General features: G+C 68.1%; 17 protein-coding genes. 8 read left to right on the forward strand and 9 right to left on the reverse strand.

What is annotated here, in order from left to right:
• Window positions 1-53: 53 nt before the first annotated feature.
• The 3 genes from ED208_RS16325 (at window position 54) to ED208_RS16335 (ending at window position 5,061) form a co-directional block, all read left to right on the forward strand.
• On the forward strand, window positions 54-2,189 hold the full coding sequence (locus ED208_RS16325; protein ID WP_123212997.1) for an amidohydrolase family protein: 2,136 nt from the start codon (window positions 54-56) through the stop codon (window positions 2,187-2,189).
• Between the two features lie 85 nt (window positions 2,190-2,274).
• Window positions 2,275-4,080, forward strand: a complete 1,806-nt coding sequence (locus tag ED208_RS16330; protein WP_123212998.1) for an acyl-CoA dehydrogenase — start codon at window positions 2,275-2,277, stop codon at window positions 4,078-4,080.
• Window positions 4,081-4,404: 324 nt separating this feature from the next.
• Window positions 4,405-5,061 carry a DUF2971 domain-containing protein gene (locus ED208_RS16335; RefSeq protein WP_123212999.1) on the forward strand — a complete coding sequence of 219 codons (657 nt, stop codon included), beginning with the start codon at window positions 4,405-4,407 and terminating at the stop codon, window positions 5,059-5,061.
• 190 nt (window positions 5,062-5,251) lie between these two features.
• On the opposite strand, the gene ED208_RS16340 is transcribed toward ED208_RS16335, so the two are convergent.
• The 3 genes from ED208_RS16340 to ED208_RS16350 are packed head-to-tail and all read right to left on the reverse strand — an operon-like array spanning window position 5,252 to window position 7,042.
• On the reverse strand, window positions 5,252-5,941 hold the full coding sequence (locus ED208_RS16340) for an MBL fold metallo-hydrolase (RefSeq protein ID WP_123213000.1): 690 nt from the start codon (window positions 5,939-5,941) through the stop codon (window positions 5,252-5,254).
• 11 nt (window positions 5,942-5,952) lie between these two features.
• Window positions 5,953-6,780: a sulfite exporter TauE/SafE family protein gene (locus tag ED208_RS16345; RefSeq protein WP_123213001.1), complete on the reverse strand. Its 828-nt coding sequence runs from the start codon at window positions 6,778-6,780 to the stop codon at window positions 5,953-5,955.
• Window positions 6,773-7,042: a metal-sensitive transcriptional regulator gene (locus tag ED208_RS16350; RefSeq protein WP_123213002.1), complete on the reverse strand. Its 270-nt coding sequence runs from the start codon at window positions 7,040-7,042 to the stop codon at window positions 6,773-6,775. Before ED208_RS16350 ends, ED208_RS16345 begins: the two co-directional genes overlap by 8 nt.
• A gap of 70 nt (window positions 7,043-7,112) precedes the next feature.
• Here ED208_RS16350 and ED208_RS16355 point away from each other — a divergent pair, with 70 nt between their 5' ends.
• Window positions 7,113-7,520 carry a YeeE/YedE family protein gene (locus tag ED208_RS16355; protein WP_123213003.1) on the forward strand — a complete coding sequence of 136 codons (408 nt, stop codon included), beginning with the start codon at window positions 7,113-7,115 and terminating at the stop codon, window positions 7,518-7,520.
• Window positions 7,521-7,597: 77 nt separating this feature from the next.
• The gene (locus ED208_RS16360) at window positions 7,598-7,927 is read left to right on the forward strand and encodes a DUF6691 family protein (RefSeq protein ID WP_199720653.1); all 330 of its coding nucleotides are present in this window, start codon (window positions 7,598-7,600) and stop codon (window positions 7,925-7,927) included.
• A 243-nt stretch (window positions 7,928-8,170) separates the two neighbouring features.
• On the opposite strand, the gene lysS is transcribed toward ED208_RS16360, so the two are convergent.
• Both lysS and prfB read right to left on the reverse strand, forming a co-directional pair.
• On the reverse strand, window positions 8,171-9,712 hold the full coding sequence (lysS, locus tag ED208_RS16365) for a lysine--tRNA ligase (protein ID WP_123213004.1): 1,542 nt from the start codon (window positions 9,710-9,712) through the stop codon (window positions 8,171-8,173).
• Between the two features lie 5 nt (window positions 9,713-9,717).
• A protein-coding gene (gene prfB, locus ED208_RS16370) for a peptide chain release factor 2 (protein ID WP_123213005.1) occupies window positions 9,718-10,813 on the reverse strand; the annotation gives its coding sequence in 2 pieces (ribosomal slippage) (window positions 9,718-10,740 and window positions 10,742-10,813; 1,095 coding nt in all).
• Between the two features lie 173 nt (window positions 10,814-10,986).
• Between prfB and ED208_RS16375 the strand changes: the two genes are divergently transcribed.
• On the forward strand, window positions 10,987-12,420 hold the full coding sequence (locus ED208_RS16375) for an OmpA family protein (RefSeq protein ID WP_158608598.1): 1,434 nt from the start codon (window positions 10,987-10,989) through the stop codon (window positions 12,418-12,420).
• Between the two features lie 118 nt (window positions 12,421-12,538).
• Window positions 12,539-14,455, forward strand: a complete 1,917-nt coding sequence (locus ED208_RS16380) for an ABC-F family ATP-binding cassette domain-containing protein (protein ID WP_123213007.1) — start codon at window positions 12,539-12,541, stop codon at window positions 14,453-14,455.
• Window positions 14,456-14,461: 6 nt separating this feature from the next.
• On the opposite strand, the gene ED208_RS16385 is transcribed toward ED208_RS16380, so the two are convergent.
• Together ED208_RS16385 and ED208_RS16390 are read right to left on the reverse strand one after the other, a co-directional pair.
• Window positions 14,462-14,845: a type II toxin-antitoxin system VapC family toxin gene (locus ED208_RS16385; protein WP_123213008.1), complete on the reverse strand. Its 384-nt coding sequence runs from the start codon at window positions 14,843-14,845 to the stop codon at window positions 14,462-14,464.
• Entirely contained in the window at window positions 14,845-15,057 is a 213-nt protein-coding gene (locus ED208_RS16390; protein ID WP_123213009.1) for an AbrB/MazE/SpoVT family DNA-binding domain-containing protein, read from the reverse strand. The genes ED208_RS16385 and ED208_RS16390 overlap by 1 nt, the downstream gene beginning before the upstream one ends.
• 185 nt (window positions 15,058-15,242) lie before the next feature.
• Between ED208_RS16390 and rsgA the strand changes: the two genes are divergently transcribed.
• On the forward strand, window positions 15,243-16,223 hold the full coding sequence (gene rsgA / locus ED208_RS16395) for a ribosome small subunit-dependent GTPase A (RefSeq protein ID WP_123213010.1): 981 nt from the start codon (window positions 15,243-15,245) through the stop codon (window positions 16,221-16,223).
• 3 nt (window positions 16,224-16,226) lie between these two features.
• On the opposite strand, the gene ED208_RS16400 is transcribed toward rsgA, so the two are convergent.
• Together ED208_RS16400 and ED208_RS16405 are read right to left on the reverse strand one after the other, a co-directional pair.
• Window positions 16,227-18,215 (reverse strand): alpha/beta fold hydrolase, encoded by a 1,989-nt coding sequence (locus ED208_RS16400; RefSeq protein ID WP_123213011.1) that lies wholly within the window; start codon window positions 18,213-18,215, stop codon window positions 16,227-16,229.
• Window positions 18,216-18,297: 82 nt separating this feature from the next.
• A complete protein-coding gene (locus ED208_RS16405) occupies window positions 18,298-19,494 on the reverse strand; it encodes an MFS transporter (protein WP_123213012.1) in 1,197 nt (398 codons plus the stop codon).
• Between the last annotated feature and the right edge of the window lie 70 nt (window positions 19,495-19,564).

The raw sequence follows: 19,564 nt of genomic DNA on the forward strand, positions 1-19,564 counted from the left end.
CCGGCGCCCGCCAGGGACGACCGGTCCTCGGCGGTTGATTCAGGAGAGTCCCGATGCGCCCTTGGTCCCTTGCGGTTTCCGCGCTGCTGCTTGGCGTCGTGCTGGTTGGCTGCGGCAGTTCCGAACGCCCGCAGGATGGCGATGGCGTTTCGCCGACGCCGGCACTGCCCACCGCCAAGACCCGCTACGACCTCGCCAACGGCTGCTGGGCGCTGCAATCGCGCGCCACCCAGGGCTGGTGCGCGCGTAGCGGCAGCGGTTATGCGATGAGCGCCGCAACCGCCAAGGCGGCCGAGCCGTTCTTCCTGAAGCCGACCGCGCTCGGCAAGTACATGGTCTATGACCAGAGCCGCGCCTTCCTGACCGGCAACGGCAGCGCGGTCAGCAGCAGCACCGCCCTGGGCGAGGCCATCGACTGGACCATCGACGGCGATCTCGACCAGGGCTACACGCTCTACTCCGCCTCCGAGGCCGGCTACCTCAGTGCCGCAGCCGACGGCAGCCTGAGCCTGGTCGCCAACGCCGCCAATGCCGGCAAGTTCGGCTTCGAGTGGGTGGAGAATTGCAGCGAGTTCCCCGAGATCGCCACCAACACTCAGGGCGAGACCTTCAAGGGCAATGGCGAGGACCAGCCGGTGCTCGGCTTCGCCGACGTGCACGTGCACATCTCCGCCACCGACTTTCTTGGTGGCGCGCACTACGGCTACCCCTACTCGCGCTTCGGCGTCGAGGACGCGGTGGGCAGCTGCCAGGCCAAGCACGGCCCCAACGGCCGCCTGGATCTGGTCGGCAATCTCTACGCCGGCACCCCGGAAGCCACCCACGACAACATCGGCTGGCCCAGCTTCATCGACTGGCCGGCGGCGCATTCGCTGACCCACGAGGCGATGTACTACAAGTGGGTGGAGCGGGCCTGGAAGGCGGGCCTGCGGCTGATGGTCAACAACCTGGTGGAGAACGAGGTGCTCTGCCGGCTTGCCGCCACCACCCAGTTGCAGCCGCTGAAGAACTGCAACGAGATGGACAGCGCCGTCTCCCAGGCCGACTTCATGCACCGCATGCAGGACTACATCGACGCCCAGGAAGGCGGCCCCGGCAAGGGCTGGTACCGCATCGTCACCACGCCGCAGGAAGCCCGCAAGGTGATCAACGACGGCAAGATGGCAGTGGTGCTGGGCATCGAGATCTCGCACCTGTTCAACTGCAACGTGCGCTACCTCGCCAACCTCACCGAAGTCAGCGGCTGCACCGAGACCGACATCGACGAGCAGATGGACCGCCTCTACGATCTGGGCGTGCGGCAGATGTTCCCGATCCACGAGTTCGACAATGCCTTCGGCGGCAACGGCATCTTCAACGGCTTGATCCTCAACATCGGCAACTTTGCCGATACCGGCAAGTTCTGGGGCACCTACGACTGCCCGGAGGACGACTACCTCTACGGCGCCGGCGCGATCATGAGCACGGTGCCGGGCCTGGGCAACGATCCGCTCACCGCCCTGCTGCTGCCCATCCTCAACGGCGCGGTGCCGCTCTACAGCTCCAGCAAGCTGCAGTGCAATTCGCGGAGCATGACCAACCTCGGCGAATACGCGTTCAAGAAGATGATGGAGAAGAAGATGATCATCGAGGTCGATCATCTGGAGCTGAAGATGAAGAACCAGCTGCTCGACCTCGCCGAGGCGCAGACGCCGGTGTATCCGCTGGTGTCCACCCACGGCGGCCATGGCGGCATCAGCATGACGCAGGCGCAGCGCATCCTCGCCGGCGGCGGCCTGATCTACCCCTACAAAGGCAACGGCCGCCAGCACGTCGAGATGCTCAACCGCCTCAAGCCGATCAAGAGCGACAAGTACCTGTTCGCGCTCGGCTACGGCGCCGACACCAACGGCATGGGCTCGCAGGCCAACCCGCGCGGCAGCGAGGCGGTGCCGGTGAGCTACCCATTCACCCTGTTCCAGGGCAGCGACTGGGGCCCGCAGTTCGCCAAGGTGGCGCCGGTGACCTTCGACGAGCAGGTCAGTGGCGAGCGAGCCTTCGACATCAACGCCGAGGGCATGGCCCACTACGGCCTGGTGGCCGACTTCGTTGAGGAAGTGCGGATCGAGGGCGGGCGCGAAGCGCTGGACGCGCTCTACAACTCCGCCGAAGGCTATCTGCAGATGTGGGAGCGCACGCTCAACCGCTGAACCTTCGCGCTGGACCGGGGCGCTAACGGCGGCGGCAGACTGGTAGTCTTGCCGCCCGAGGAGACAACCACATTAGAGCCCTGACATGCCCGAACTGATCCAGCGTCGCGATCTCGACTTCCTGCTGCACGAATGGCTGCGCATTGAGACCCTCAGCCGCTACCCGCGCTACAGCGGCCAGGACCGCGCCAGCTACGACGACGTGATCGACGCCGCCACCGTGCTGGCCGAGGAGCAGTTCCTGCCGCACGCCGCCAAGCTCGATGCCAACGAGCCGCACTTCGACGGCGAGCGCGTGCACCTGATCCCGGAGGTGAAGGCGGCGCTCGATGCCTATATCGACGGCGGCTTCCTGGGCACCGCCTTCGCCAGCGAGCACGGCGGCCTGCAACTGCCCTACACCATCTTCCAGGCGGTCAGCGCGCTGTTTACCGCCGCCAACATCGGCACCGCCGGCTATCTGTTCCTGACCGGCGCCGCCGCCAACCTGCTGGCCGCGCACGGCTCGCCGGAGCAGCGCCAGCGCTACATGCGGCCGATGATCGAGGGCCGCTGGTTTGGCACCATGTGCCTGTCGGAGCCGCAGGCCGGCTCCAGCCTGGGCGACATCAAGACCCGCGCCAAGCCGCTGCCCGACGGTGGCTATGCGATCAGCGGCAACAAGATGTGGATCTCCGGCGGCGAGCACGACCTGAGCGAGAACATCGTTCACCACGTGTTGGCGCGCATCGACGGCGCGCCAGCCGGCGTCAAGGGCATCTCGCTGTTCATCGTGCCCAAGTACCGCGTCAACGCCGACGGCAGCCTGGGCGCGAAGAACGGAGTGCGGCTGATGGGCCTCAACCACAAGATGGGTTATCGCGGCACCACCAACACCGCACTCAGCTTCGGCGAACAGGGCGACTGCGTGGGCGAGCTGGTCGGCGCGCCCGGCCAGGGCCTGGCCTGCATGTTCCACATGATGAACGAGGCGCGCATCGGCGTTGGTCTCAGTGCCGTCGCCCTCGCCTCCGCCGGCTATCGCTACAGCCTCGACTACGCCAAGACCCGGCTACAAGGCCGCCCGGCCAGCAACAAGAATCCGGAAGCCAAGCCGGTCGCGATCATCGAACACAGCGATGTGCGCCGCATGCTGTTGCAGCAGAAAGCCTATGTCGAAGGCGGCCTGGCGCTGTGCCTGTACTGCGCGCGGCTGGTGGACGAAGAGCTGGCCAACCCCGACGAGCAGGTCCGCGCCGACGCCCACCTGTTGCTCGACATCCTCACGCCCATCGCCAAGGCCTGGCCCAGCGAGTTCTGCCTGGAAGCCAACAAGCTCGCCATCCAGGTGCTCGGCGGCTACGGCTACACCCGCGACTATCCGGTCGAGCGGCTCTACCGCGACAACCGCCTCAACCCCATCCACGAAGGCACCAACGGCATCCAGGGCCTGGACCTCCTGGGCCGCAAAGTACTGATGCAGAACGGCGCCGCGCTCAAGCTGCTGCTCGGCCGCATCCAGGCCAGCATCGCCAGCGCCCGGGCCAGCGGCGACGCCGCGCTCACCGAATACGCCGACGCCCTGGCCAATGCCATCGACGCCGCCACCCGCACCACCATGACCCTGGGTGCCGCCGCCGCGCAGGGCAAGCTGGATCTCTTCCTCGCCAACGCCCATCTGTACCTGGAGATGATGGGCCACACCGTCATCGCCTGGCTGTGGCTACAACAGGCGGAACTGGCGACCAAGGCGCTACCTAGCGCCAGTGCCGCCGACCAGGACTACTACCAGGGCAAGCGTTGGGCCTGCCGCTACTTCATCCGCCACGAACTGCCGAAGGCGCTGCGCCAGGCGGAACTGCTGGCAACGCTGGACGACACCACGCTGAATCTGCCGATTGCGGCGCTGTGACGGCCGGCTAGCAGAACAAGGCAGAGCGGAGAGGAAGCGGCGCGGTGGACGCGGGAGTCCACCGCCCGTAGGCTGCCGATCAAGCTGCGGCTGTGGGACCGCAGCGAATCCAATAATTCAGAAGGGGCTGCGCGGATGACGCATTTGCCGCTGACGTATAACGTGAGGCCATCTGTTGCCTCCCAGAATTCCGATTTTTCTTTCTGGTCAGGCAGTTGCCTGCCTTTCCGCGCCGATTCGTGCGCTGCCTGCTGCCGGATTAGCGATCACGGGCAGTGGATTAAGCGTCACGGCTGTGCTGGCTAATTGGCGTTAGAGTTTGCGATGAAACTGTTTAACCTCACCGACAGCAATCATGGCCTCCTGAACCTTGCTCTTCGACGCATCAAAGTGTCGCGTGTCGCCGACCTCAATGATCCGTTCGAGCTGCTGCCCGTCAACGTCAGGAATAAGGACCTCCGGGCGGCGTTGCGCCACAACCGCGATGAATTCAACAGGAAACGAGGCATTCTCTGCTTTAGCCCCAGTTGGTCTAGCCCGGTGATGTGGGCCCATTACGGCGACAAGCACAAGGGCATGGCCCTCGGCTTCGAGATTCCGGACCACCTGGTTGCCCAGGTTAATTACTCGGCAACTCTCCTCGACTTCGACGTCAGTGCCATTTCCGATCCCACACGCGCGGAAGATGAGACTAAGAAACTATTTGTCACGAAATACTCCGGGTGGTCGTATGAGGATGAAAGGCGCGTATTCGTGGATCTAGCCGAGTGCGAGGAAGAGGGCGGCCTACATTTCGCTCCCTTCAGCAAAGACATAAGACTTGAGGAGGTTGTGATCGGGGAACGTTCGTCCGCGAGCGTAAAGCGTGTGAAAGAACTGGTCTCGTCTTATCCGCACCCCATTCGTGTTCGCAAGGCCAGGTGTGCCTTTACGAAATACGGCGTCACAGAGAATAGATATCGTGTCGCAAGCAAACGCTAACAACACGTTCCAGTGCGACGTCCTCGCCTTCGGCTCGGCCGCGCCTGAACGTGGGCGTTGGGCTACGAAATGAGCATGGGTGAGCAAACTAGCCAGCGTAGCCCGGCTGCAAGCCGGGGCTTCCATCAAGCGAGCGACGATCTCCAGGCCCCTCCCACGACCGCGGCGCACCCCGTGGTTTTGACGGGCCTCAGCCAGCCACCCGCCCGCAAGCCAGATTGGCCGGCACCGCCACATCCATCAGCTTCGGGGTCGGCAACTTGAGGCTGGCCATCAGCGCCGCGTACTCCTCGGCGCTGCGCACTTGCAGGCGCGGGTTCCAGCGCCGCTCCTCACCGATGCTGGAGACCGTCCAGCCCTTGTAGTCGTGGCCGGGGTAGACCAGGGTGTCGTCGGGCAGCTTCAAGAGCTTGTTGAACAGCGAGTCGTAGGCGGCATGGCTGTCGCCGTTCTGGAAGTCGGTGCGGCCGGTGCCTCGGATCAGCAGGGCATCGCCGGTGAACACCCGGTCGTCCATCACCAGGCTGTAGGACTCGTCGGTGTGGCCGGGGGTGTACAGGGCGCGCAGGCGCAGGCTGCCGATGCGCAGGGTCTCGCCGTCGCGGAAGCGCTCGCTCACACACTCGGCCTTGCTCTGCTCGCCCATGCGGGTGACGCAGGCGGTGGCGTCGCGCAGCGCACCCAGGGCGGTGACGTGGTCGGCGTGGGTGTGGGTATCGACCGCCACCAGCAAGCGCAGGCCGAGTTGCTCGATCAGCTGCAGGTACTGCGCGCTGTGCTCGCGCACCGGGTCGACCAGCAGGGCCTCGCCGCCGGGGCCATCGGCCAGCAGGTAGCTGTAGGTGGAGGATTCGTGGTCGTAGAGCTGGCGGAACAGCATGGGGTTTCTCCTCAACGTAGGGCAGACCCGGCCATGCCAAGGGCCACCAGCAGCATCAGGCCGGCAAAGCCGCGTTGCAGACGCGGGCCGGCCAGACGCGGAGCGATGCGACGGCCAAGCAGCATGCCGGCCACCGCCGACAGCACAAACGGCCAGGCCAGCGTCGCCACCGGCAGACCGTGATGGACGGCGGCCCAGAACACGGCGCCGCCGCTGACCAGCGCGACGAACAGCAGCGAGGTCGCCACCGCCGAATGCATGGACAGATCGGTGACCTGGCGCATGGCCGGCACCAGCACGAAGCCGCCGCCGACCCCCAGTAATCCGGAGAGCAGGCCGGTGAAGGCGCCGGTGACGGTCAGCGCCAGCGCGCAGGGCGAGGTCCAGCGGAAGCGGCCGGTGGCGGGATTGACCGTGCAGAGCATTTCCGGGCGCTCCGGCGCCGGCAGCGGTACCGCGCCGCGCGCCACCTCGGCCTCCAGCGTCTGCCGGTGCAGGCGCCAGGCGGCGGCGAGCATGAAGGCGGCGAACAGCAGCTCCAGCAGCGGGTGCGGCAGCCGTTGCGCCAGCCACAAGCCCAGCGGCACGAACAACAGTCCGGCCGTCGCCATCAGCAAGGCGGCGCGGTAGCGCACCAGCCCCTGCCGCCAGCCCGACCAGGCACCGATCGCCGCCGAAGCCGCCACGGCAGTCAGCGCCAGCGCGGCGGCACGGGGAAACTCCCAGCCCAGCCCGGCCATCAGCAGCGGCACCGCGAGGATGGCGCCGCCAGCCCCGGTCAGCCCCAGCACCAGGCCCAGGAACAGGCCGATGCCCAGCAGTGGCCCGAGTTCAGCCATAGCGGGCGAGCAGCGCGCTCAGATGATTGACGCCGTCGAGCTTGGTGTCTTGCAGGCCGGCGTCGGCCAGCTCGCGGCGCAGCATGCAGGCCATCAGGTCGTAGAAGGCGCGGTCCAGGGCCTTGCGCGCGGCGGCCAGCTGCTGGGCGACACGCTCGCAGTCCTCCTCGCGCTCGACCATGCCGGCCACCGCCCGCACCTGGCCTTCGGCGCGCTTCAGTCGCGCCAACACCTGCGCCTTGCTGTCTTGCCAGTCGGACATCGGAGACTCCATTGCGGATTGCGGCGCAAGTTAATACCCTACGGGGTACCGTGTCAAAACCGAGACCCTCATGCACGACTATCTCCATGCCGCCCTCGGCGGCGCCCTGATCGGCAGCGCGGCGCTGCTGCTCTACGCCGGCTCCGGCCGCATCGCCGGCATCAGCGGCATCAGCCATGCGGCGCTGTGGGGGCCGGAACGGGCCTGGCGCTGGTGGTTCCTGGCCGGGCTGGCGGCCGGCGGCTGGCTGGCGCTGCCGGCGGCGCCGCTGCCGCGCGCGCTGCTGACGCCGGTGCCCTGGCTGCTGCTGGCCGGCCTGCTGGTGGGCTTCGGCACCCGGCTCGGCAACGGCTGCACCAGCGGCCACGGCATCTGCGGCCTGGCACGACTGTCGCCGCGCTCGCTGGTGGCGGTGCTGGTGTTCATGGCGGTGGGCGTGCTGACCGCCAGCCTGCTCAGCGCGGGGGTGCATTCGTGAGCGCGCCGTCAACGCCCAGCCCGCTGCTCGCCGGCCTCTCGGGCTTGCTGTTCGGCGCCGGCCTGGTGATCTCGGGCATGGCCGATCCCGGCAAGGTGCTGGCCTTCCTCCGGCTCGGTCCGGGCTGGGACGCCTCGCTGATGTTCGTGATGGGCAGCGCCCTGGCAGTCACCCTGCCCGGCTTCTGGTGGCTGCGCCGCAGCGGGCGGGCGCCGGCGACGGCGGCGGGACGCATCGACGCGCCGCTGCTGGTCGGCGCCGCGCTGTTCGGCCTTGGCTGGGGACTCGCCGGCTACTGCCCGGGTCCGGCGCTGGTCGCCTTCAGCCAGGGCGCCACTGGCGCGCTATGGCTGGTGCCGGCGATGTTCGTCGGACAGTGGCTGGCGGACTGGTATACGCGGCGCTAGCGGGCTGCGGACCAGGGGAAGTCGTAACGCCCCCACCCTAGCCCTCCCCCGCGAGCGGGGGAGGGAATCTCGCAGCGGTTTGAACGAGGCGTCTGCACAGCTTCCGGCGCAGGGCGGGGTCAGCCCCGAGCATCGGGCTGCGAGGCCAGATCAGCCATTGGTTTCCGGCCGCATGGCCAGATCAGCTAATGGCTTCCGGCCTCATGGCCGGGTCAGCTAATGGCTTCCGGCCTCATGGCCGGGTCAGCTAATGGCTTCCGGCCTCATGGCCGGAAACAGCAACACATCGCGGATCGAGGCGCTGTCGGTGAGGAACATCACCAGACGGTCGATGCCGATGCCCTCGCCCGCGGTTGGCGGCAGGCCGTATTCCAGGGCGCGGATGTAGTCGGCGTCGAAGAACATCGCCTCGTCGTCACCGGCGCTCTTGGCCTCGACCTGGGCGCGGAAGCGCGCGGCCTGGTCGTCAGCGTCGTTCAGCTCGCTGAAGCCGTTCGCCACTTCGCGACCGCCGAGGAAGAACTCGAAGCGGTCGGTGACCTCCGGGTTGGCGTCGTTGCGACGCGCCAGCGGTGATACCTCGGTGGGGTATTCGGTGATGAAGGTGGGGTCGAACAGGTTCGCCTCCACCGTCGCCTCGAACAGCTCGGTGAGCAGCTTGCCGGCGCCGAAACTCGGCTGCGGATTGCCGCCCTTGGCCTTGACGATGGGGCGCAGGTAGTCGGCCTCGCCCAAGCGCGTGGCGTCCAGCTCGGGGTTCGCCTTGAGCACCGCCTCGGCCATGGTCCAGCGGTTGAACGGCTTGCCGAGGTCGTAGTCGCGGCCCTGGTAGCTGAGCTGGGCGCTGCCGTTGACGGTGAGCGCACAGTCGCGGATCAGGTTCTCGGTCAGGTCCATCAGGTCGTGGTAGTCGGCGTAGGCCTGGTAGAACTCCAGCATCGTGAACTCGGGGTTGTGGCGCGTGGAGAGCCCCTCGTTGCGGAAGTTGCGGTTGATCTCGTAGACCTTCTCGAAGTGCCCCACCACCAGGCGCTTCAGGTACAGCTCCGGCGCGATGCGCATGTACAGCTCGCGGTCCAAGGCGTTGTGGTGGGTGATGAAGGGCCGCGCGCTGGCGCCGCCGGGGATCGGTTGCAGCATCGGCGTCTCGACTTCCTGGAAACCCAGGGTGTCGAGGAAGTTGCGGATGAAGCGGACGATCTTGGTGCGCTTCTCGAAGACGCTCTTGACCTCGGGATTGACGATGAGGTCGAGGTAGCGCTGGCGGTAGCGGGTCTCGGTATCGGTGAGGCCTGCCCACTTCTCCGGCAGGGGCCGCAGGTTTTTGGTCAGCAGCTCCAGCGATTCGGCCCAGACCGACAGCTCGCCGGTCTTGGTGCGGAACACCCGGCCCTTCACGCCCAGGATGTCGCCGATGTCGGCGCTCTTGAACACCTCGTAGGTCTCGGCGCCCAGGGTGTTGATCTGGCAGAAGATCTGGATGCGGCCGCTGGCGTCCTGCAAGGTGCCGAAGCTGGCCTTGCCCATCACCCGCTTGAGCATCAGCCGGCCGGCGATGCAGAAGCGCTCGCTGAGGGCGTCCAGCGCCTCGCCGCTGCACTCGCCGTAACTGCCGTGCAGGTGCTCGGCCAGGGTGTCGCGCTTGAAGCCGTTGGGATAGGCCTTGCCGGCGGCACGCAGGGCTTCCAGCTTTTCGCGGCGTACCGCGATCAGCTGGTTCTCGTCCGCTGCTGCGATGCCCTCGGGAGCGACTACCTGCGCGTTGGGCTTGGATTCTTCGGTCATGGCGCTTAGAGCCCCTGCTTGAGGCTGGCTTCAATGAAGGGATCGAGGTGGCCGTTGAGCACCTTGTCGGTGTCGGCGATTTCCACCCCGGTGCGCAGATCCTTGATCCGCGACTGGTCGAGCACATAGCTGCGGATCTGGCTGCCCCACTCGATGTCGGCCTTGCTGTCTTCCAGCTTCTGCTTTTCGGTGTTGCGCTTCTGCAGCTCGGCCTCGTACAGGCGCGACTTCAGCATCTGCATCGCCCGGTCGCGGTTGGCGTGCTGGCTGCGCTGGGTCTGGCAGGAGACGACGATGCCGCTGGGGATGTGCTTGATGCGGATCGCCGACTCGGTCTTGTTGACGTGCTGGCCGCCGGCGCCGCTGGAGCGGTAGGTGCCCACTTCCAGGTCGGCGGGATTGATCTCGATGTCGATGTTGTCGTCGACCTCGGGGCTGACGAACACGCCGGCGAAGCTGGTGTGCCGGCGGTTGCCGGAGTCGAAGGGGCTCTTGCGCACCAGGCGGTGCACGCCGGTCTCGGTGCGCAGCCAGCCATAGGCATAGGGGCCGCTCACCGAGAAGGTGGCACTCTTGATGCCGGCGACTTCGCCGTCGGACTGCTCCAGCAGCTCGGTCTTGAAGCCCTTGCCGTCGGCCCACTTCAGGTACATGCGCAGCAGCATGCTGGCCCAGTCCTGGCCCTCGGTGCCGCCGGCACCGGACTGGATGTCCACAAAGCAGTTGGAGTTGTCCATCTCGCCCGAGAACATGCGCTTGAACTCCATGTCGTCGGCGAGCTTCTGCAGCCCCTCGACATCACGGATGATCTCGTTGATGGTGCCGGCGTCGTCCTCGGACTCGGCCATCTCCAGCAGTTCCAGCGCGTCCTTCAAGCCGGCCTCGGCCTTGTCCAGCGGCTGGATGATGTCTTCCAGCTTGGCGCGCTCGCGGCCCAGACCCTGGGCCAGCTCCGGCTTGTTCCAGATGTCGCCGCGCTCCAGCTCGGCGCAGACCTCGATCAGCCGGTCCTTCTTGTTAGCGTAGTCAAAGATAGCCCCGCAGGGCGTCGAAACGCGCCTGCAGAGCCGTCACCTCTTCTCGAATTTTGTTGGGTTCCATCGCGACCGCCACCTCGAAAGGGCGCGCAGTATAGACGCCGGGCGGTAAGCCCACCATGCAGGTTGTGCGAGCCGCACCGGAGTGTTACAAACGCATTGGAGACGGTGGCCTCAGGCCGCCGTAAAATTCAACGATTCCAACGACAAACCCCGGACCGCATGAAAGGGACGCCTATGAACTACCGCCTTGGCACGCTCGGCCTGATCGCCGCGATGGTGCTTTCCTTCCCCTCGCACGCTCAGGACGAGGAGTACGCCAGCAGCGATGAAGCCAGCAGCGACAGTGTCAAGGCCCGCCTCGGCCAGCACCTGTACGTGTCGCCGATGTTCAGCTACCTGAAGGCCGCCGACGCCCGTGGCACCGACGACGGCCTGGGCGGCCAGCTCAGCCTCGGCAAGAGCCTGACCTCCGGCCTCAATCTGGAACTGACCGCCGACTACCTGGTCGCCGACGGCAAGACCGGCGGCGGCACCGCCACCATCACCGGCGTCGGTATCGGCGCCATGGTGTTCCCGCTCACCTCCCTGCCCGACCTCTACGTGCCGATCGCCCTCAAGCGCGGCCAGGTCAAGGAGAACCCCGGGATCATCCCCGACTACGGCACCACCCTGTTCGACATCGGCCTGGGCTACCTGTTGTCGCTGGGCGATTTCGGCGGCTACTTCCCGGGCGCCGCGCTGCGCACCGAAGTGAAGTACCGCATCGACGCCCACGGCCGCGAGCAGGCCGGCAACGATCCCACCACCTCCGACAAGTCCTTCTATGAAGGCGTCGCCTCCATCGGTCTGCTGCTGCCCCTGGGTGCCGCTGCGGCCCCGGCCGCACCGGCCGAGTCCACCGAACCGGTGGCGGTGGTCGATACCGGCGCCGACTCCGATGGCGACGGCGTGACCGACGAACTCGACCAGTGCCCCGACACCCCGGCCGGCACCGCCGTCAACGAATCCGGCTGCCCGCTGGAAGCCACTCCCGTGGCCGAGCCCAGCAGCCCCTGCGAGACCCCGGCCGCTGGCGAGGCCATCGACCTCAACGGCTGCAAGACCGGCGACACCGTGGTGCTGCGCGGCGTCAACTTCGAGCTGGACTCGGCACGCCTCACCGCCAACGCCAAGACCATCCTCGACGGCGTCGCCGACTCGCTGCTCGCCGCCCAGGCGCTGCACGTGGAAATCGGCGGCCACACCAGCTCGGAAGGCTCCGACAGCTACAACCTCAAGCTCTCCGACAACCGCGCTGAAGCGGTGCGCCAGTACCTGCTGGCCCGTGGTGTCGAAGGCTCGCGCCTGACCGTCAAGGGCTATGGCGAAGGCAGCCCGGTGGCCGACAACGCCAGCGCCGAGGGCCGTGAGCTGAACCGCCGCGTCGAACTGAAGGTGACCGAGGGCGGTGCCGCCCCGGCCGAAGCGGCTCCGGTCGAGGAAGCCGCGCCGGCCGAAGAAGCCGCTGCGGTTGAAGAGACCGCTCCGAGCGAGGAAGCCGCGCCGGTGGAAGAGGCCGCTCCGGCCGAAGCCGCTCCGGTGGAGGAAGTGGCGCCGGTCGAAGCCGAGCCGACTCCGGTGGAAGGCGAGCCGGCCCCGGAAGTCATCGACGCGCAGCCGGTGCAGTAAGCCGCGCGTTCCGACGCTGGAAAAAGCCCGCCGCTGGCGGGCTTTTTCTTGGCCGCGATACAGCAACCGGCACACCACGGCCCGGCCGCCCACGCCTGCGCGTACAATCCGCGCCCTCATGCTCGCCCTCCAGAACCTCACCCTGCGCCGCAGCGCCCGCACGCTGCTGGAAAACGTCTCGGTCACCATCCATACCGGGCAACGGGTGGGCGTGATCGGCAAGAACGGCGTCGGCAAGTCGACGCTGTTCGCCGCCATCCGCCGCGAGCTGAGCCCCGACGGCGGCAGCATCGACCTGTCGAAGAACCTGGTGGTGGCGAACGTCTCGCAGGACACCCCGGCGCTGCCGCAGCCGGCCATCGAGTACGCACTCGACGGCGATACCGAGCTGCGCGAGTTGGAAACCCGCATCGCCAATCTCGAACAGCGCATCGAGCTGCACCCCACCGACGCCGACATCGACAACCTGGTCAAGGCCCACGACCGGCTGGCGATGATCGACGGCTATGCCGCCAAGGCGCGCGCCGCGCAATTGCTGCATGGCCTGGGCTTCGCGCCCAGCCAGCAGGAGAACCCGGTGGCGAGCTTCTCCGGCGGCTGGCGCATGCGCCTGAACCTGGCGCGCGCCCTGCTCAAGCGCAGCGACCTGCTGCTGCTCGACGAGCCGACCAACCACCTGGACATGGACGCCACGCTCTGGCTCCAGGAAGAGCTGGCGGTGTTCCCCGGCACCCTGCTGCTGATCTCGCACGACCGCGACTTTCTCGACGCGGTCTGCACCCACACCCTGCATCTGGAACGCGAGAGCGCGACGCTCTACGTCGGCGGCTACTCGCAGTTCGAGCGCCAACGCGCCGAACGCCTGAGCCAGCAGGCGCTCACCCACGAGAAGCAGCAGCAGCGCGTCGCGCATCTGCAGAGCTTCATCAACCGCTTCAAGACCCACGCCAGCAAGGCGCGGCAGGCGCAAAGCCGCATCAAGGCCCTGGAACGCATGGAGCTGGTGGCGCCGGTGCTGGCGGAAAACCAGTTCGACTTCAGCTTCCGCAAGCCCGAGAAGGTGCCGAGCCCGCTGATCCACATCACCAACGGCCAGGCCGGCTATGCCGGCAAGCCGCTGCTGACCAGGCTCAAGCTGTCGCTGCAACCGGGCGAGCGGGTGGCGCTGCTGGGCGCCAACGGCGCCGGCAAGTCGACGCTGATGAAGAGCCTCGCGGGCACCATGCCGTTCCTGGGCGGCGAGATCGTGCGCTCGCCCGATCTCAAGGTCGGCTACTACGCCCAGCACCAGCTCGAACAGCTAGACCCGCAGGCCAGCGGCTATCTGCACCTCAAGCGCCTGGACCCGCGCGCCAGCGAGCAGAGCCTGCGCGACTACCTCGGGCAGTTCGCCTTCCACGGCGAGCGGCAGATGGAAGCCATCGCGCCGTTCTCCGGCGGCGAGAAGGCGCGTCTGGCGCTGGCCCTGGTGGTCTATCAGCGCCCCAACCTCTTGCTGCTCGACGAGCCCACCAACCATCTCGATCTGGAGATGCGCCAAGCGCTGGAGATGGCGATCAACGACTACCCGGGCGCGGTGGTGCTGGTCAGCCACGACCGGCATCTGGTGCAGAACGTCTGCGACACGCTCTGGCGCGTCGCCGACGGCAGTTGCGCGCCCTTCGATGGCGACCTCGACGACTACGCCAACTGGCTGCGCGACGAGCGCCGCAAGGCGCAGCGCGGCGAGTCGGCCGCCCGCAAGACGGCAGCAGCGGCAGCCGTGGCGGCGACGCCGGTGGCAGCGGCGGCTCCGGTGCCGGCCGATGCGCCCAAGCCGGCCAGCAAGGCCAACCGCGAAGCCCTACGCGCGCTCGACAAACAGATCGCCAAGCTCACCGCAGAGTTGGCCAAACTCGACGAGCAACTGGCCGACCCCGGCCTCTACGAAGCCGCCAAGCGCGCCGAAGCGCAGAAGCTGCAACAGCGCCAGGCCGCCGCGCGCGCCGAGCTGGCGGCAGCCGAGGAACAGTGGCTGGAGCTGAGCGAGGGCTAACTAGAGCTAGGTAGCGCTGGTCTTTTTCAGATAGACCACGCCCGGCAGCTTCTCGAAATGGCTGTCGCAACTAAGCAGGTCGGCGGCTTGGTCTCTGGCGGTGGCGTAGACGATGGCGTCCGCCGTCGCCAGCCGGTACTGGCGATGCATCTCGGCCGCGAGCAGGGCGATGCGGGTATCGAGCGGCACGATCTGGCACTTCTGCGTGTAGGCGATAAGCTGATCGGCCTCCTCCTCGCCACGCTCCCTGGTGAGCCACTTCGCCAGCTCCAGCTGCACGATGGTCGGCACCAGACACTGGCTACGGTCGGGAAACTCCTTCTCCAACTTCTTGGCCAGCGGCCCGCCGACCAGCCATTCGATCCACACCGAGGTATCGACGACCCGCATCAGTAGCGATCCTTGCGGTCACGGTAGCCGTCGGGATTCGCGCCCTTGGCCATGCCGGCGAGCTGCTTGAGCTCGGGCACCGGCATCACCAGCACGCCACGCCCCTTGGGGATGAACACCAACTCCTGCCCCGCCCGCCATTGCTGTTCATCGCGCACCGCCTTGGGTATGGAAATCTGAAACTTGCTGGATAGCGTGGCGGTGGCGGCCATATTCATACTCCAAGATAATCGATAGCTGATGCGTAAGATTATAGGCAGGTCAGTCCAGCGTCGTCGGCACCGGGAAAGCCCCGGCACTCAGCCTACAATCGCCTCCTTTCTCAGCCGCCACCTGCCATGACCGCCGGCAAAAAAATGCGCCTCGCTCCAGACGCCCGGCGCGCCGCGACGATCTAATGACCGCCCTGGACGACTCCGCGCTCGCCGGCCTGGGCTGGAATGCCAGCCTCGCCGCGCAGCTTGCTGCGTTGCCGGAGGCCCCGGGCCGGCCGGTGCGGATCATCGAGCAGCACCGCAGCGAGTACCGCGTCGACGACGGCGAGCGCGAGTTCAGCGCGCGCCTGCATCCGGCCTTGCTGAAAGCGCTGAACGAGCGCGACGAGGGCCTCGCCGTCGGCGACTGGGCGCGCTACCAGGACGAGGGCGGTTGGCTCAATCAACAACTCCCGCGCCGCAATCTGCTGGAACGCAGCCGCGAGGACGGCCGCCGCCAGCGGCTGGTGGCGAATGTCGATACCGCCCTGCTGGTGATGGGCCTGGACGGCGACTACAAACCCGAGCGCCTGGAACGCTACCGGCTGCTGGCAGTAGCTGCCCAGGTGCGCCCGGTGGTGGTGCTGACCAAGAGCGACCGCGCCGACAATCTGCCAGCGCTGCGCGCCGAGATCGAGGCTCTGGTCGGCGCCGGCACGCCGGTGCATGCGCTCGACGCCCGCAGCCCGGAGGCACCTGCCCTGCTGGCGCCCTATCTGGCTCCGGGTCAGACCCTGGTGCTGCTGGGCTCCTCTGGCGTCGGCAAATCGACCCTGATGAACCAGTTGCTGGGCCGCGAGGCGCAGCGCACCGGCAGCACCCAGGCGCAGGACGATCTCGGCCGCCACACCACCACCGCGCGCTTCCTGCGCCGGCTGCCGGGCGGCGCCTGCCTGATCGACACCCCTGGCCTGCGCGAGCTGAAGCTCAACCGCGAGCAGGCGCAGGTGGAGGACGATTTCTCCGACGTGCGGCAACTGGCGGCGCGCTGCCGCTTCAACGACTGCCGGCACCACCGCGAACCCGGCTGCGCGGTGACCCGCGAACTCAGTGCCGAGCGCCTCGCCGCCTATCGCGCCAGCCTGGACGCCAAGCCGGCCAGGTTCCGTCGCGGCCGCAGCTAGGGACTACTGCAAGCCGGTCAGCCGGCTGCCCGGATAGACGCCGGGCTGGAACACCGGCAGCCGCACGTCTTCCAGCACCGCCGTGTAGGGATTGGGATTGCTCAGCACCCCGGCCAGCGGCGTCAGCAGCTCGCTGGTGATGTTGGGGAAGGGCCGGCCGGCGATGTAGCTGATCGTTGCCACCGGCAGCAGCGTGGTGAGCACGGTCAGCGAGGGCACCACCGCGTACTGCGGGTGCTGCTCGTAGAACAGCAGACCAATCTCGTCGCCTTCTTCCAGTACTTCGCCGATGCCGGGCATCAGGATCGGATCGCCCTCCTCGACGAAACGGTTGCTGCTGGCGCTGCCTTCCAGCAGCGCGGTCACCTGGTCATCGACCAGAAAGGTCCGCCCGGCGCGCTTCACGCCGACGCCGAAGATGGCGATGGCCTTGTGCGCGGCCAGCGCACCCGGCGTCACCGTCGAACGGCCGATGCTGGGGATGCCGCCCAGCACATAACCCGGCCCGGGCACCGTCGCCATCGGCACGAAGCGCGGCAGGCCGTCGGTGGCGGCGAGGCTGATCTCGATCTTGTCGGCGCGCACCGACAGGCTGCCGGCGCCACTAGTGTTGCCGATCGGCAGGTCGGGCAGCTCCACCGCCAGCTCGGCGGTGGCCGGCGCGCCGGGCGTGGCCTGTACCGACAGGCAGACCGGCGGCAGCTCGTCGGCCGGTGCTGGCGCGCGCCCCTTCAGCTGCTCGTCGAACCAGCCGAGGATGGCCTGCACGCCCTTGAGCGCGCCGCAGTTGGCGGTGCCATCGACCTGGCCGAGCGCCGGGCTGAGGTGGCCGCTGTCCATGGTCAGCAGGCGCGCGTCGGCGCCGGCCTCGCGCAGGTAGCGCAGGTTCCACCAGGCGTCGGTGAGGTTGAACAGGCCGTCGCGATTGCCCTGGATCAGCAGGGTCGGCACCGGCCGCATCCGCGCCCTGCTCTCGCCGAAGCCCCAGGGCAGGCCGGCGCGCTCCTGCTTGCGCAGATAGGACGGGCTGTGGGTCTCGAAGAATTCCATCAGCTCCGCCTCGGCGACGGGACGCGGCTGCTGGGTGTCGCGTGCCACCGTCGCCAGCAGATCGTCGAGGGTGCGGATCCGGAAGGCCAGCGGATCGCGGATCGCGGCGTTGTTGCAGAGCGTGCGCATCAGCGGGGTGTCGATGGTGCCGATGGTGGCGCCGTCGGAGGGGATGGTGATGAACAGGCACAGGGTCTGCACCCAGGACTGCTTGCTGACGCCGTCCACCAGCAGGCTGTAGAACAGGTTGTGCCAGGTGGCGGCCGGCACCAGGGCGTCGATGCGTTCGTCCAGCGCCGCCAGCGCCAACTGGTAGCCGCCGCCGTAGCTGTAGCCCAGGGTGCCGACCTTGAGGTCGCGGGCGATGCCGCTCGCCGGCTGGCGCTCGATCTGCAATTCCCCGGCGTGTTCCCAGGCCCAGTCGAGCAAGGCGCGCAGGTCCTGCACCTCGTAGCGCGGATCGTTGACCCGCGCCCAGCCGCCGCCGTTCTGCGGCTGGCTCTCGCCGTGGCCGCGCTGATCGACGCTCAGCACCACGTAGTCGTAGTAGGGCAACGCCGCCGCCAGCTCGTCGATGGCGTCGAGGCCGGCATGCTCGGGGTAGAGCGTCTTGTCGGCCGCCAGCGCGGTGATGCGCGAGCCGCCCAGGCCGTGGCTCTGGACGATGGCGGGAAAACTCTCGCCGGGGCAACGCTCCGGCAGCAGCGCGGTGAAGTACAGCTCCGAGGTCGGCGCCGGGCCCCAGAGCGGATCGCTGTCCTGCGCCACCGGCACGGTGATGTGCAGCTGCCGCGCCTCGGCCGGCAGCGGCTGCTCGCATTTGATCTCCACCGGCACGCCGCCGCCCGGAACCGCCGACTCGTTGGCCGCGCCGCAAGCGCTCAGCACGCCCAGCGACAACAACAGCGGCCCCAGCCCAGCAACGCGCAGCACAGCTTCCATGCTCTTCCCCGATTGGTCTGGTGCAGCGGGAAGCAGCAAGCAGGCCAGTTGCCTGCCTGCCGCCGGCTTCGGTGCGGATTTCCTATCCGCCGCCGGCCTGGCTGCGGCGCAGCTGCAGCAGCGCCAGGAAGGAAACGAACATGCCGATGCCGGTGATCCACAGCGCGTGCTCGCCCAGGCGCTCCAGCAACAGCCCGAACAGCACCGGCGTCACCGCCTGCACCACCCGCGAGGGCGCTTCCAGCCAGCCGGCGCGCTGACCAAAACCCTGCGCGCCGAACAGCGCCAGCGGCAGCGTGCCCTTGACGATGGTCATCAGCCCGACGCCAGCGCCGTGCAGGGCGGTGAACAGCACCGCCGCCGGCGCGCCCACCAGGGTCAGCAACAGCACGCCCAGCGGATGCAGCACCAGCGCGATGCGCGCCGAATACAGCGGATGCCAGCGGCTGAACACGCCGACCTCCATCACCCGCCCCGCCACCTGGCTGATGCCGACCAGGGAGGCGGCAAACACCGCCGCTGTCTTGCTCGCCCCCGAGGCTTCCAGCACCCGGGGCAGATGCGCTGCCAGCGCCGCGAAGGTGAAGCCGCTGACCGCAAACACCGTCGCCAGCAGCCAGAGCACGCCACGCGAGGGTCCACGTACCGGCGCCGGCGCGGCGACGCCCTCGCCGGCCGTCGGCGCAGGCGCCGCTTGCGGCGGGCGGTGCTCGTCGCGCGGAATCAGCCGGGCGTGGATGCCGAGCCCGACCGTGAGATGCAGCGCCGCCCAGAGCCCGCAGGCCCAGCGCCAACTCGCGGCGTGCTCGACGTAGGCGGTCAGTGGCCAGCTCACCGAGCTGGCGAAGCCGGCGATCAGGGTGACGCCGACGATGCGTGGCCGCGCGGCGCTACCGAACAGCCGCACCAGGGTGGCGAAGGCGGCGTCGTAGAGGCCCATGGGCATGGCCGCGCCGATCAGCAGCCAGCCCAGCAGCAGCTGCGCCGGATGCTGCGCCGTCGCCAGCAGCAGGTGCGCGGCGGCGAACACGCCGTTGGAGGCCATCAGCACCCGCCGGCCGCCGCGCTGATCGACCCAGCGGCCGACCAGCGGCCCGAGCGCCGCCGCCACCACCAGGGCCGCCGAGAACATCGCATAGACCCAGACGTTGGCCAGACCAAACTGCCGCGCCATCGGCACCGCCAGGATCGCCAGCAGGTAGTAGCTGGAGGCCCAGGCCAGCAACTGTGCGCTGCCCAGGGCCAGGGTGGCGCGCCGCTCCAGGCTCAGCGCGGCCATGACGGCGCCGGGTGCGAGGGCGAGTTTGGCGCGGGCGGGCGCGGCAACGGCATTGCAGACGGCGGGTGGC

It is taken from the genome of Stagnimonas aquatica, assembly GCF_003730135.1.
Classification (GTDB): domain Bacteria; phylum Pseudomonadota; class Gammaproteobacteria; order Nevskiales; family Nevskiaceae; genus Stagnimonas; species Stagnimonas aquatica.

What these genes read in the sequence shown, in the direction of transcription:
- ED208_RS16325 (WP_123212997.1), top strand. Translation starts at nt 54, where the DNA reads ATGCGCCCTTGGTCCCTTGCGGTTTCCGCGCTGCTGCTTGGCGTCGTG.
- ED208_RS16330 (WP_123212998.1), top strand. Translation starts at nt 2,275, where the DNA reads ATGCCCGAACTGATCCAGCGTCGCGATCTCGACTTCCTGCTGCACGAA.
- ED208_RS16335 (WP_123212999.1), top strand. Translation starts at nt 4,405, where the DNA reads ATGAAACTGTTTAACCTCACCGACAGCAATCATGGCCTCCTGAACCTT.
- ED208_RS16340 (WP_123213000.1), bottom strand. Translation starts at nt 5,941, where the DNA reads ATGCTGTTCCGCCAGCTCTACGACCACGAATCCTCCACCTACAGCTAC.
- ED208_RS16345 (WP_123213001.1), bottom strand. Translation starts at nt 6,780, where the DNA reads ATGGCTGAACTCGGGCCACTGCTGGGCATCGGCCTGTTCCTGGGCCTG.
- ED208_RS16350 (WP_123213002.1), bottom strand. Translation starts at nt 7,042, where the DNA reads ATGTCCGACTGGCAAGACAGCAAGGCGCAGGTGTTGGCGCGACTGAAG.
- ED208_RS16355 (WP_123213003.1), top strand. Translation starts at nt 7,113, where the DNA reads ATGCACGACTATCTCCATGCCGCCCTCGGCGGCGCCCTGATCGGCAGC.
- ED208_RS16360 (WP_199720653.1), top strand. Translation starts at nt 7,598, where the DNA reads ATGGCCGATCCCGGCAAGGTGCTGGCCTTCCTCCGGCTCGGTCCGGGC.
- lysS (WP_123213004.1), bottom strand. Translation starts at nt 9,712, where the DNA reads ATGACCGAAGAATCCAAGCCCAACGCGCAGGTAGTCGCTCCCGAGGGC.
- ED208_RS16375 (WP_158608598.1), top strand. Translation starts at nt 10,987, where the DNA reads ATGAACTACCGCCTTGGCACGCTCGGCCTGATCGCCGCGATGGTGCTT.
- ED208_RS16380 (WP_123213007.1), top strand. Translation starts at nt 12,539, where the DNA reads ATGCTCGCCCTCCAGAACCTCACCCTGCGCCGCAGCGCCCGCACGCTG.
- ED208_RS16385 (WP_123213008.1), bottom strand. Translation starts at nt 14,845, where the DNA reads ATGCGGGTCGTCGATACCTCGGTGTGGATCGAATGGCTGGTCGGCGGG.
- ED208_RS16390 (WP_123213009.1), bottom strand. Translation starts at nt 15,057, where the DNA reads ATGGCCGCCACCGCCACGCTATCCAGCAAGTTTCAGATTTCCATACCC.
- rsgA (WP_123213010.1), top strand. Translation starts at nt 15,243, where the DNA reads ATGACCGCCCTGGACGACTCCGCGCTCGCCGGCCTGGGCTGGAATGCC.
- ED208_RS16400 (WP_123213011.1), bottom strand. Translation starts at nt 18,215, where the DNA reads ATGGAAGCTGTGCTGCGCGTTGCTGGGCTGGGGCCGCTGTTGTTGTCG.
- ED208_RS16405 (WP_123213012.1), bottom strand. Translation starts at nt 19,494, where the DNA reads ATGGCCGCGCTGAGCCTGGAGCGGCGCGCCACCCTGGCCCTGGGCAGC.